The 12,548-nt window shown below is 65.0% G+C and carries 10 protein-coding genes and 2 pseudogenes; 6 read left to right on the forward strand and 6 right to left on the reverse strand.

Annotation, left to right across the window (positions count from 1 at the left end; genetic code table 11):
- From RHBS_RS15625 to RHBS_RS15640, 5 genes are all read right to left on the reverse strand, one after another.
- Positions 1-902 (reverse strand): hypothetical protein (locus tag RHBS_RS15625; RefSeq protein WP_128645982.1); only part of this gene is annotated, 902 nt, incomplete at its 3' end.
- A gap of 528 nt (positions 903-1,430) precedes the next feature.
- Positions 1,431-1,922 carry a flavin reductase family protein gene (locus tag RHBS_RS15630; protein WP_068049175.1) on the reverse strand — a complete coding sequence of 164 codons (492 nt, stop codon included), beginning with the start codon at positions 1,920-1,922 and terminating at the stop codon, positions 1,431-1,433.
- 150 nt (positions 1,923-2,072) lie between these two features.
- Complete coding sequence (locus RHBS_RS15635; RefSeq protein WP_187298507.1) at positions 2,073-4,358, reverse strand: VanW family protein; 2,286 nt, start codon at positions 4,356-4,358, stop codon at positions 2,073-2,075.
- 229 nt (positions 4,359-4,587) lie between these two features.
- Positions 4,588-4,995 (reverse strand): CdaR family transcriptional regulator, encoded by a 408-nt coding sequence (locus RHBS_RS31560; protein ID WP_272913866.1) that lies wholly within the window; start codon positions 4,993-4,995, stop codon positions 4,588-4,590.
- Complete coding sequence (locus tag RHBS_RS15640) at positions 4,992-5,891, reverse strand: hypothetical protein (RefSeq protein ID WP_237669268.1); 900 nt, start codon at positions 5,889-5,891, stop codon at positions 4,992-4,994. The genes RHBS_RS31560 and RHBS_RS15640 overlap by 4 nt, the downstream gene beginning before the upstream one ends.
- A gap of 148 nt (positions 5,892-6,039) precedes the next feature.
- On the opposite strand from RHBS_RS15640, the gene RHBS_RS15645 reads away from it, so the two are divergent.
- The 5 genes and pseudogenes from RHBS_RS15645 to RHBS_RS15665 all read left to right on the forward strand — a co-directional run bounded on the left by RHBS_RS15645 (position 6,040) and on the right by RHBS_RS15665 (position 10,835).
- Entirely contained in the window at positions 6,040-6,858 is an 819-nt protein-coding gene (locus tag RHBS_RS15645; protein ID WP_237669269.1) for an ABC transporter ATP-binding protein, read from the forward strand.
- A 70-nt stretch (positions 6,859-6,928) separates the two neighbouring features.
- A pseudogene (locus RHBS_RS30690) lies at positions 6,929-7,288 on the forward strand (ATP-binding cassette domain-containing protein); the annotation flags it as partial.
- 307 nt (positions 7,289-7,595) lie between these two features.
- Positions 7,596-8,474, forward strand: a complete 879-nt coding sequence (locus RHBS_RS15655) for a branched-chain amino acid ABC transporter permease (RefSeq protein WP_128645983.1) — start codon at positions 7,596-7,598, stop codon at positions 8,472-8,474.
- 1 nt (position 8,475) lies between these two features.
- Positions 8,476-9,519, forward strand: coding sequence for a branched-chain amino acid ABC transporter permease (locus RHBS_RS15660; RefSeq protein ID WP_128645984.1), 1,044 nt, complete (start codon positions 8,476-8,478; stop codon positions 9,517-9,519).
- Positions 9,516-10,835, forward strand: coding sequence for an ABC transporter substrate-binding protein (locus RHBS_RS15665; protein ID WP_128645985.1), 1,320 nt, complete (start codon positions 9,516-9,518; stop codon positions 10,833-10,835). The genes RHBS_RS15660 and RHBS_RS15665 overlap by 4 nt, the downstream gene beginning before the upstream one ends.
- 150 nt (positions 10,836-10,985) lie before the next feature.
- On the opposite strand, the gene RHBS_RS15670 is transcribed toward RHBS_RS15665, so the two are convergent.
- Positions 10,986-12,329, reverse strand: coding sequence for an acetyl-CoA C-acetyltransferase (locus tag RHBS_RS15670; protein ID WP_121871259.1), 1,344 nt, complete (start codon positions 12,327-12,329; stop codon positions 10,986-10,988).
- Positions 12,330-12,412: 83 nt separating this feature from the next.
- Here RHBS_RS15670 and RHBS_RS30695 point away from each other — a divergent pair.
- Positions 12,413-12,548: pseudogene (locus RHBS_RS30695) on the forward strand (short chain dehydrogenase); the annotation flags it as partial.

Genomic DNA, 12,548 nt, shown 5'->3' on the forward strand with positions numbered 1-12,548 from the left:
CCTCGCGGTGGCGGCAGGGCAGCAGCCCGCTCCACCGCTCGGGCAACACGCGCCACCAACTCCGCCGGATTCGCCAGGTCTGCCCAGGTCCAGCGCACCACGGGATAGCCGAGATCGCGCACCGCGTCCTCCCGTACCTTCTCCCTGAACACCACGTCGCCGGGGTTCTCATCCTGCCGTAAGTATTTGGTGTACTTGGCTTTACCATCGAACTCGCATACGACGACGCCATCGACCAGCCAGTCGATCCGCGCCAGCAGCCGCCCATCCTCATCCAGGATCTCTACCTGGGACTCCACGTCGAATCCACTCTCGCGCAGGATGATTCGACTCTGCGACTCGCCGGGGTTTTCACTCCGCCCGTCCATGAGGGACACGGCTCGTCGCGCCTGCGCCACACCTTTCCATCCCCGAGCACGCTGCAACTCCGCGCCGAGCTCCTCCGGATCGCAGCGCTTCAGAGCCGCGTCACCTGCGATCACCGCCGAGACAAGGGGCTCAGTGCGGGCTAGGTCGACAACCGTCCGCGCCAACGAGGTCACAGGAATGCCGTCGACGGTCGCGTACGGCACCCACGGGGCACAGTGCACAATCACCGACGCGTTCGTGCGACCTCCGCCGCGGCGATGTCGCGTGACGTGGACCCTGTGGAATCCGCCAGTGGGCAAAGGCAATCCGTGCAGTAGCGCCGCCGAACGGTGACTCACTGCGCTGCCCTCCGCAATCGTCGGCAATATGGCGTCGATCAACAGCCGATGCCGTTCCCGCTCCGACAGGCCGGCGAGCCTGGACGAGGGAACGTAGACGCCGTTCACCAGACGCTCCCAGCCCTCGCGTTCATAGAGTGCTCGCAACTCGTGATCGGCACGGCCGTCGGCAAGCGCCTCCGAGCGTCGCACCATTCGGTCATCCTTCATTCTCCGAGTCTCGGCTACACGTGCAGCGACCCGAGGACGAAACTGGCCGCCTGTGCACAACTTCGGACCTGTGGATGAATACAGGTACGGGGGTACCAGTTCGCCACGCCGTCCGCCACGCAAACGCGCGCGCATTTGTCAGGTGCGCGCGGAATCGCGCACCATACGGTCACCATTTCGCGCGCGTTCAGCAAATGCGCGCGCGTTTGCGAAGACAGGGGCCGAACGGGTACCGGGGAGATCCGAACACCGAGCGCGTCGGCGGCGCAACACATACCGGGCCCAGCGTCGACGGCCGACACGAGTCACCGGACCACAAACGCGCGCGCGTTTGCCAGATGCGCGCAGAATCGCCCGTCATACGGTCACCATTTCGCGCGCGTTCAGCAAATGCGCGCGCGTTTGCGAAGACTGGGAGCCGCAGGGGCCGAACAAAGCCGAATTGGCCGAGCCCTGAGGAGCCGAGCCGAGCAGGAGCGAAGCGGAGCCCAGCAGGAGCGAATCGACCAGCCGCTATTGCTGCAGTTTCCGGAACTTGCTGCCGTGGAACACGATTGGGTTCACTTCGCTTTGCACGTCCAGGGAATGTATGCGCAGCAACACTATTGCGTGATCGCCTGCAGGGATTTGCTGCTCGATGGTGGTGTCGAGCCATGCGGTGGCACCGACGATGAAGGCTGCGCCCCCGTCGGTGACGGTGAGATCGAGGCCGGCGAAGCGGTCACCGGTTTTGGCTGCCAGGGTACGGACGGCGTCGTTGTGTGCCTCGCCGAGAACGCTGACGCCGATATTGGGTGCCAATTCGAGTTTCGGCCATGTCGTCGACGTGTTCTGGATGCACACCGCGACGAGTGGCGGGTCGATGGATACCGATACGAAGCTGCTGGCCGCCAAGCCCACCAGGACGCCGTCGATCTTCGCGGCGATTGCGACGACGCCGCTCGGGAACTGCGCGTAAGCCTCACGAAGCGTCTGCTGATCGAGGACGGTACGTGTGAGCGTCATGGACGAAGCTCCCCTTTCGATCTCGTGGTGCACCCCCCGCGTGGGCACAATGGCATCGAGCGAACACCTAGTGCAAGCAAACACCCGATCGGGCGGCGACGCCACAGTCCGAATCGACATGATTCGAACTGCCGACTCGCGGTTGCGGCATCACTCGTCTTCGTCCGGTTCCGGGGCGGGATCCGCTGCCGGGGCCGGGCGATCGGGCTGGACGCACCGCACGATGGGGATCGGGTCGTACTTCACCGTTCTGGTGTTCCGCGAAATTTCTCTGCCCGACGCGGCATCGCTGATCACCCTGGTGTCGCTGGCGGTGAATCCCTGGCCTCCGCCGGACGCGACGCAGCCTGCGCCTGCGGGCAGTGTCACCGTGTTGGGTGAGGTGAAATTTGTTCGCGAACCGGTGATCGATTCGACGTCGACCGTTTTCGTTCCCCACAGTCGCACGGTGACGCTGGACGAGTCGGCGAACGATTGGATGACCACGCCGGTGTCGTTCGGATTGGTGAACTTCAGGTCGATGGCACCCTCGAAGACCGTCGCCTCGCGCGCCTCGGGGTATCGGCTGATGTAGTAGCTGTGTTCGGTGTGGTCGGTGTCTTCCATGCCGGCGAAGTACGACGCGTTGTAGAGCGTCGTCGCGAACTGGCTGATGCCGCCGCCGACCGCGCGATCGGGTCGACCGTTGTCGATGATCCCCGACTCCACGAAGCCCTGCGCGGTGCCTCGGGGACCGGTGTACCCGTTGAGCGAGAACGTTTCTTTCGGCTTCACGAGCGCACCGTTCACGATCTGCGCCGTCAGCCCGATATTGACGCCCGACGCGTACTCGAACCCACCGGTGGTGTATTCGGCGATCACTTCTCGCACACCGAGATTCTGCGCGGCTTCGGTGGTGAGAGCGGGCGGGGCAGGTTCGTAGATCGCCTCGGTGGTGCGGGGTCCGTCGGCGGACAGCAGCGCGGGCAGTTGCTCGAGAGTCTTGCGCCACTCGACCAGCTCGCCCATCTCTCCGGGAACGACGGTCGGGGCACCGCCGGAGAAGGTGAACGACGCGTCCGTCGGCGGTATCTCGGTGCGCACGAGTTGCGGCGCGAGAATGCCTATGGCGACGTCGGTGTCGTAGATCGGGGTCAGTCCGCCCTGGCCGTCCGGGTCGAAACGCAGAACCTCGCCCACACGATCCGTCGGGAGGATCGCCTCGACGTCCTGCCGGCCCGCTACGGTCACCGGTGCCTCGACCGCAGGAGCGGCGATGTCGGCGAAGGCGCGATCCACGGCGTCCTGGGTCACCGTGACGGGTGTTGTTTCGTAGACCGCTTCCGTTGCGCCCGAGGCCCATTCGGCCTGCAGGTTTCGACGCGTCCCGTCGGCGTCGAGTACCCGGCCGGACAGCGGCGCGACGGCAATCGGTGTGCTGCCGTCGAACATGATGTCACCTTCGACGGGCTCGCGGTCGGTCTCGACGCGCAGTCCGTCGACGGCAGCAGTGAGTGCTTGCTCGTCGGTGGTCGACACGACGCCGATCTCGCGGCTGCCGAACAACGACGTCAGCCGAGTGATCGGATTGATCGGCTGTGATCCGGCGCGGTCGAGCGTCGCGTTCCAGTCCACACCGAGACCGGCAGCGGCCGGGAGTACCTCGACCTGTCGATCGCCGACGTCGACCGATACGGGTTGCTCGGCGCGGGCACCCAACTCCGAGCGCAAGAGAGCTTCGGCGTCGGAGTGGCTCTTGCCGCCGACCTCGATCCCGGCGACGGTGACGCCGCGTGGCACTCGGTCGCTGGAGGTGATCCAATCCGCCGCGTACAGCAGCGTGAGAACCGCTACCACCGCACCGGTCCCGATCGCGATCTTCCGCCACGGCGGCACGAACCCGGACCCGTCGGCGGGCTGCGGCGAGCCGCCCTCCGGCGGAATCACGGGTGGCTGGACCGGCGATTCGGATTGGGGAGAGACCTCTGTCTCTGCAGGAACATCGGGCTGAGCAGGCACAACAGGTTCCGCGGCGGCGACAGGTTGTGCGGGGACTACAGGCTGCGCGATGGTCGGCGATTCGTCGGCTGCGGGCGGCTGCTGCGGGGCCGGGATCGAATCGGGCTCGGCGTCCCCCGGCACGACGGCAGCGGCGTGGGCTTCGGTGGCCTCGGCATCGTCGACGACCGGATCTGCGGTTACCGGGTCTTCGGCCACCGGATCTTCGTCTACCGACCCAGCATCGCCCGACCCCGGCCCATCGACATCGGTTTCCGCGCCGGAAGGCTGCTCGGCCTCGGCTTCCGGAACCTGCTCCGCCTCGGACGAATGCTTCGGAGCGTCCGTCTCGTCGCGGACCGCACCGAAGACCTCTGTGGGAGCGTCGTACGGCGGTACATCGGGTTTCGGTTCGGCACCGTTGGGCGCGTCACCCGACCTACTGTTGCCCTCGCTCACGTTCGACCCTTCCAGGACCACCGTTGGTTGTTGTTCCGCCCTTCTGCACGGCGTACCCCTCGCACGAGCTTACGCAAACCGAACGGTGACGCTCAGTCCGGAGACCATCGGCACAGCGACGAGAAAGGCCCCGCGCTGCTGCCGGGTCGGGGGTCAGGCAGCAGCACGGAGCCACTGGGAATATATGCACACCACGCCACGCCGTTACAACGACTGCAAAATTGTCTCGTCAATTCATTCGGTTGAATGATCCGCGGGCCGTCGAACTGTCCCCTTGCCCGACGGCTCGGGCCCAATGTCCCGTCCTGACCAGCGCGAGAGTGAGCAGGAGCCGATCTCGCGGATCTGTCAGATCATGCCCGGTCAACTCCTCGATGCGGTGGACCCGGTAGATCACGGTGTTTCGATGGCAGTAGAGCGCCTTGGCGGCGTTGGTGGGCGAGCCGTCCGACGCGAGCATGTGGGCCAGGGTGTCGAGCAGCGTTCCTCGATGCGGCTCCGGGTGCGTCCACAGTTTTCCCAGAGCGTGGCGCACCAGCAACTCCGACGATCGGTCGTCGGCCGCCATGATCACGCGGGGCAGTCGGTCCGTCGCCAGGGCCACGCCGCTGTCTTCGGTGATGGTCTCGGCCGTCAATGCCGCGAGCCGATACGCCGCAGCGAACGACGACAGGCCCTCGGGCGAATGCGCGACCCCCACAGGCCCGACGGCTTGGCAGCGAGGGCGTCGACGACGGAGTTCCACGCTCCCGTTCCGAGTGCAACGAGCGCGAACTGATGGCCGTCCCTGGTGTTCCAATGCGAGACCGCACCGATCTGATCCAACGCGTCCTCGGGCGCCGGGAGCGGCGGCGACCCTTGATCGTCGAGCGGACCGACGACACACGCGATCTGCTGCGATGCCGAAAGGCCAAGGGTGGCACGTGCTTCCATGACGAACGCCGGATCACCGCCGCGCCCCGATCGAAGGCCGTCGAGTATCACCAGAACGTTGGCGAGGTCGCGCTGCTGCATCCGGGCGCTTTCCTGCCGGTATGCCTCGACGAGGGTTTCGTACTGGCTGTCGAGCGCGCGCCACAACTGCCGACCCGCCACGAGCAGCAGATGCTCGTCGATGCTGGTTCGGCACTGCTCGCGCTCGAGCATCAGCTCCTCCCACAGCGTCCGACTCCCCAGCGTGTACGCCTTGAGTACCAGTTCCATCGGAATTCCTTGGCGTGCACGCTCTCTGCCGGTACGACGCCACACCTCGCGCGCGTTGTCACCCGCGGCGGGCAGCCCCGACAGGGTACGGAGACCTTGATTGATGTGCTCGCGAGTGCTGCGCCGAATCTCGCCTGCGATGTCCGGAGTGGAGCTGGCCAGGTAGGCGGGTTCCTGCTCGATCAACGCCAGCGTGATGGAGTCCGCGATCGAATCCGCTCGTGACGTCAATGCTGCCCACGCGCGTCGGATCTGCTCCTGGCCGGAGTCCGTCACCGCTCCTCGGGCAGCCGAACGCGCCGATGCGCGTCGACCATCGGGGGCACCCACCTGCACAGTTTTGCGCACTGAGCCCACATGACAGGTCGATTTGACCGTTACTGGTGCCCAGGGACCCAAACATTCTGTGCGCAGCGCCCATATCGCCCGTTGTGCGAAACGCACCATAGTGAACGCAACAGATTGTGAGGTGGATCACTTGAACGCTATCGACACGAAGGACCCGGTCCTCACCATGACGGACGTCGAAGTGTCCTTCGGCGGAATCGTCGCGCTGTCCGGCGTCAGTCTCGAGGTGCGACCCGGCGAAGTTCTCGGCGTCATCGGACCCAACGGTGCAGGCAAGACGACGCTGTTCAACGTTGCGTGCGGACTCGTTCGTCCCCAATCGGGAACGCTCGGACGACACGGCGAAACGTTGACCCGTCTCCGACCGCACGACCTACCCCGGCTCGGCATGAGCCGAACGCTGCAGGGACTCGGACTGTTCGATCGGATGACGGTTCTGGACAACGTCATGGTCGGTGCCGATCGAACAGCGAAGACCGGAATCCTCGCGGGCCTGCTCGGCCTACCGTCGAGTGCCTCCGACGACGCCGCCGTCCGCTCCACCGCAATGGCCACCCTCGAACGCTTGCGGATCGACGGCCATGCGCACCGATTGCCACCGAGCCTGCCGTACGCGGTGCGCAAACGTGTCGCACTCGCACGCGCCCTGGTGAGCGAACCGACACTGCTCCTGCTGGACGAACCCGCCTCGGGTCTGTCCAGTGACGAAATGAGCGAACTCGGCGACGAGATCCGCTCTCTCGCTTCCTCACCGGATTCCGAACCGGAAAGACCCGCAACATCGATCATGCTCGTCGAGCATCACATGGATCTCGTCATGAGTGTGTGCGACCGGATCTACGTGCTGGATTTCGGCAAGGTCATCGCGCAGGGAACGCCCGACGAGATTCGCGAGGATCCGGCCGTGCTCGCTGCATACCTCGGAAACGAAGTGACGCATGAAAACTGACGCGGCGCACCTGACGATCACCGATCTGACCGTTCGATACGGACCGGTCACCGCCCTCGACTCGGTGTCGATGACCGTCACGGCCGGAGCTGTCACGGCCGTACTCGGCGCGAACGGAGCAGGAAAGACGACTCTGCTGCGCACCATCTCGGGATTGCTGAAACCGGTGTCGGGGAGGATCGAACTCGCCGGGGTCGACATCGTCGGCGTGGCACCGGATCGCATGTCTCGCAAAGGTCTTGCCCACGTTCCCGAAGGGCGGGGCGTCATTGCCGAGTTGACCGTCGACGAGAATCTTCGACTCGGCGCGATGGGACGCAACCGAAGTCACGACGCCGTCACCCTCGACCGCATCTACGACATGTTTCCGCCCCTGACCGGTCGTCGAGCATCCTCGGCACACACCCTGTCCGGCGGAGAGCGACAGATGCTCGTGATCGGCCGAGCGCTGATGGCGACACCGTCGGTGCTTCTGCTCGACGAGCCGTCTCTCGGACTCGCACCGAAAGTCGCCGCGCAGATATTCGAGACGCTGCGCGGACTCGTCGACTCCGAGTCGATGACCGTCGTGCTCGTCGAACAGAACGCCCGCAGTGCGCTGTCGATCGCCGAACATGCCGTCGTCCTCGATCTGGCAAGGTCGCGGTGGAAGGTCCCGCCGACACCTTGGCCGGGGACGACGCCCTCCGACACGCCTATCTCGGGTTCTAGAGCAAGCCGAAAGGACGCCAGCCACAGTGCAACAACTGCTCACCATCCTCATCAACGGCGTGACCACAGGCATGATCTACGCCGCGTTCGCGCTCGCCCTCGTACTCATCTGGCGATCGACCCGCATCGTCAACTTCGCGCAGGCCCCGATGGCCATGATCACCACGTACGTGGCACTGGTCGTCATCGACGCCGGCTACTCGTACTGGATCGGATTCGGAGTCGCGCTCCTCTGCGGCCTGCTACTGGGAGCGTTGACGGAGCGACTCGTCATCCGATTCGTCGACAGCTCGTCGCACATCAACCCGGTCATTCTCACGCTCGGGTTGTTCATCATCATCCACGCGGTGGCCGCCATCGTCTTCGGTAACCAATTCCGTTCCTTCCCTGCACCGTTCGGTCTCACCGGACAGCGGATCGGCGACATGAACGTAGCGTTGACCGGGTACGACATCTTCAAGATCGTCGCCGTCCTCGTGGTCCTGGGATTGCTGATCCTGCTCTTCCGGTTCACCGATCTGGGACTGAAGATGCGCGCGAGCGCCTTCGAGCAGGAGGTCGCCAAACTCCTCGGCGTACGCGTGAGTCGAATGCTCACTCTCGGTTGGGCGCTGGCCGCAGTGGTCGGTTCGCTCGCCGGACTCCTCATCGCAGGTGGGTCGCTCGTACATCCGGGCTACATGGACTCGATCGTCGTATTCGGTTTCGTCGCAGCGGTTCTCGGCGGACTGGACAGTCCGGCGGGAGCAGTGGTCGGCGGCCTGCTGATGGGCATCGGGCTCAGTTTCGTCAGCGGCTATCTCGGTCAGGATCTGGTCTCCAGCGCGGCATTGATGATCCTGATCGTCGTGCTTCTGCTACGACCGAGCGGGCTGTTCGCCAGCTCTGCGGCCAGGAGGGTGTGACATGAACGCAACTCTCACTCGCCTCACCGCAACACCGGTTCGACGCCACATCCTCGGTTCCCTCATCGGATTGATCGTCATCGTGCTCGCCCTCGAATCTCTGAGCACCTTCCGACAGAGCCAACTCACCTCGGTGGCCTACCTGGCCATCGCAGCCGGCGGACTGACGGTGCTGACCGGGCTCAGCGGCCAGCTCTCGCTCGGGCACGGTGCGTTCATGGCGGTCGGCGCATACACCGCGGCATTGATGTTGCGGGCCAACGATTCGGGATGGTCGGTACCCCTCGTTCTGCTCGCCGCCACCGTGGTCTCGGCGGTGGTCGGTGTCGTGGTCGGTGTGGCCGCCGCCCGACTGCACGGGCCGTACCTGGCCGGTGCGACGCTTGCGCTCGCCGTCGCGGTACCGGGCCTGGCCCTGTACTTCTCGGACTACCTCGGCGGTGAACAGGGACTCGTCGTGCCGGCACCGAAGGTGCCCGAGCTGATCGACGACATGATGTTCTTCGTCACCGGAAACGAGCTCAGCGGAACGAAATTCGTCGCCTATGTCAGCTGGATACTGCTGGTGATCGTGTTCTTCCTGTTGGCGAACGCCTCGTCGAGCCGGATCGGCCGTCGCTGGCGGGCCGTTCGAGACGACGAAGTCGCCGCCGAACTGGCCGGAATCGACCTGGGGCGCGCACGCATTCTCGCGTTCGTGGTCAGCGCGGCCTGTGCGGGCGCGGGCGGTGCAGTACTGGCGATGTCGGCACGAATCGCCGCACCGAGCGGATTCACGCTGACCCTCTCGCTGACCCTGCTCTCCGCCGTCGTCATCGGCGGGCTCGGAACCCTCTCCGGCGCACTGATCGGGGCGATTCTGCTGACCTACATCCCACCGGTGGTCACCAACCTCGGGCTCGATCTGGGTCTGAGCAGTCTGCAATCGGCCGAACTCGCACCACTGGTGACCGGAATCTTCACCGTCCTCGTCATCCTGTTCGCCCCACTGGGTTTGGTGGGCACGTATCGCAAGTTCCGTCTGACCAGAAAAGGAATGAAATGAAAAAGTTCGGATCGGTGGCATTCAGAACGACCGCGCTCGTCGCCGTCGTCTCGTTGGCCGCGGCGTGTGGTGCAGGTGGCCGAGAAGAGACGACGGAATCCTCGGAAGGGTCGACGGTCGGCATCACCGACACTTCGGTGAAGATCGGTGCCCACTTTCCGTTGACCGGGGTCGCAGCGCCCGGCTACAGCGAAATCCCCACGGGCGCACAGGCCTACTTCGACTACGTCAACGCCGCGGGAGGCATCAACGGCCGACAGATCGAGTACGTGGTTCGGGACGACTCCTACGACCCGACGACCACCACCCAGGTCGTCAACGAACTGGTTCTCCAGGACGAGGTGTTCGCCGTCGTCGGCGGACTCGGCACAGCGACCCACAGCGCTGTCATCGACTTCCTCAACGAGGAGGGTGTGCCGGATCTGTTCGTCTCCTCCGGCGCGATCATGTGGGGCAACGACCCCGAGAAGTACCCCAATACCTTCGGCTGGCAGCCCGACTACCAGGTCGAGGGCAAGATCATCGGTGACTGGGTGACGAAGAACCGACCCGACGCCAAGGTCGGACTGTTCCTCCAGGACGACGACCTCGGCCGAGACAGCGAAGAGGCGGTGCGGCAGTATCTCGACGATCAGATCGTCGAGGTCGTGCGGTACACCTCGGGCAACACCGACGTCGCACCTCAGATCGCGGCCTTGCAAGGTGCCGGAGCAGATCTGATCCTCGGCTTCAACGTTCCCTCGTACACCGCACTGAGCCAGCTGACAGCCATGCGGCTCAACTACGACCCCGAGTGGTTCTACAGCTCGATCGGTTCCGACGTCGACCTCGTCGGCTCCCTGCTCGGACGCTTCTCCCAGGGTGCGGTCACCGACGGCGCGCAGTCGCTCGAAGGGATGATCTCGCTGGAGTACATCCCGGGCGTCGACTCTCCTGAGAATCCGTGGACCCAACTGTGGCAGAAGGTCTGGGCCGAGAACGGAACCGGTGACCCCTTGACCAACTACCGCATCTACGGTCTGAGCCAGGCATACGCGTTCGTGCAAGCCCTCCAGGCGGCCGGCGAGAATCCGACCCGCGAGGGCATCGTCGCGGCCATCCAGGACGGCGGACAGGACTTCGAAGGTCCGCAGTTGGCCCCGTTCCGCTACTCGGAAGAAAGTCACCTCGGAATCTCCGGAGCCAGTGTCTTCCAGATCCGCGGCGGCGTACCCGAGTATCTGACTCCGGTGCTGCAGACCGACATCGGGGATTCGGCAGTGGAGGAGTACACGGGCGAGGAATCGACCCCGCCGGAAAGCGGCATACCCGGCTGATCACACGAAAAAGGGGCACGCAGCGCATGCGTGCCCCTTTTTCACGTGGTGGTCGGCAGATCCGAAAACCCCTCGATTATCGGATCCGCCGACCCTTCTGTCCCCCGGACTGTGTCCCCCCGGATTGGGAGCAGCCGAAGCTGCCGCCGGTCAGCGCTCGATGATCGCCGTGACGCCCTGGCCACCGGCCGCGCAGATCGAGATCAGGCCACGGCCCGAGCCCTTCTCGGCCAGCATCTTCGCCAGCGAGGCCACGATGCGTCCGCCGGTTGCAGCGAACGGGTGACCCGCCGCGAGCGAGGAGCCGTTGACGTTGAGCTTGCTGCGATCGATGGAACCGAGCGCAGCGTCGAGGCCGAGCCGCTCCTTGCAATACTCGTCGCTCTCGAATGCCTGCAGAGTTGCGAGCACCACCGAAGCGAACGCCTCGTGGATCTCGTAGTAGTCGAAGTCCTGCAGCGTCAGGCCGTTGCGCGCGAGCAGACGCGGAATCGCGTAGGTCGGAGCCATCAGCAGACCGTCCTTGAACGATCCGTTGCCGTGGACGTAATCGACTGCTGCGGTTTCGGAATCGACCAGATGCGCGAGCACCGGCAGGTTGCGCTCGGCAGCCCACTCGTCACTCGACAGCAGGGCAGCCGACGCACCGTCGGTCAGCGGCGTCGAGTTGCCTGCCGTCATGGTCGCGTCGCCCAGCTTGGTTCCGAAGACCGGCTTGAGCGTCGCGAGCTTCTCCACGGTCGATCCCGGACGCAGGTTGTCGTCGCGAGTCAGGCCGAGGAACGGCGTCACCAGATCGTCGAAGAAACCGCGGTCGTATGCGGCTGCCATGTTCTTGTGGCTCGCTGCGGCCAGTTCGTCCTGGTCCTCGCGGCGGACGCCGAATTCCTTGGCGGTGATGGCGGCGTGGTCACCCATCGACAGGCCGGTGCGCGGTTCGCCGTTGCGCGGGATCTCGATACCGAGCATGCCGGGACGGACGTTACCGAGAAGCTTGATGCGGTCGGTGGTGCTCTTGGCCCGGTTCAGCGAAAGCAGGAACTCACGCAGTTCGTCGTTGACACCGATCGGAGCGTCGGACGTGGTGTCGACACCGCCACCGATGCCGGCATCGATGCGGCCCGATGCGATGGCGTCGCCGACGGCGATGATCGACTGAAGGCCGGTGCCGCAGGCCTGCTGGATGTCGAAGGCCGGGGTGTACGGGCTCAATGCGCTGCCGAGTACGACCTCGCGAGTGAGGTTGAAATCGCGTGAGTGCTTGAGGACGGCACCGGCGGCGACGAGGCCCAGGCGCTCGCCCTGCAGACCGAATCGCGAGACCAGCCCGTCGATGGTCGCGGTGAGCATGTCCTGGTTGGACGCCAGCGCGTACTTCTTGTCCGAGCGCGCGAAAGGAATGCGGTTGCCACCGACGATTGCGACCGGTCGTAGCTGCTTGCTTGTCACTGACGTCTCCAAACATCGTCGAAAAAGGCCCTGGTGGAGTTTCATCTTACTGGCGAGTAAGTTGGTTGTCGACACCCGGTCGTGCGCCTCGCTCCTCGAGCGAGCAGCGCTGAATGAAAGGTACGACAGTGGCAGCCTCCAAGGGAGCCCCAGATCTCTACTCAACGTTCCTCGCGTCCGCGCCGGGAGCCTTCATCGCCAAGCAGGCCGGCCTGCCGCAGCCCGAGAAGCTGCGCCGCTACAAGGCAGGCGAGCCGCCGCTGA

The sequence above is a fragment of the Rhodococcus sp. BS-15 genome, from assembly GCF_000813105.1.
GTDB lineage: Bacteria > Actinomycetota > Actinomycetes > Mycobacteriales > Mycobacteriaceae > Rhodococcoides.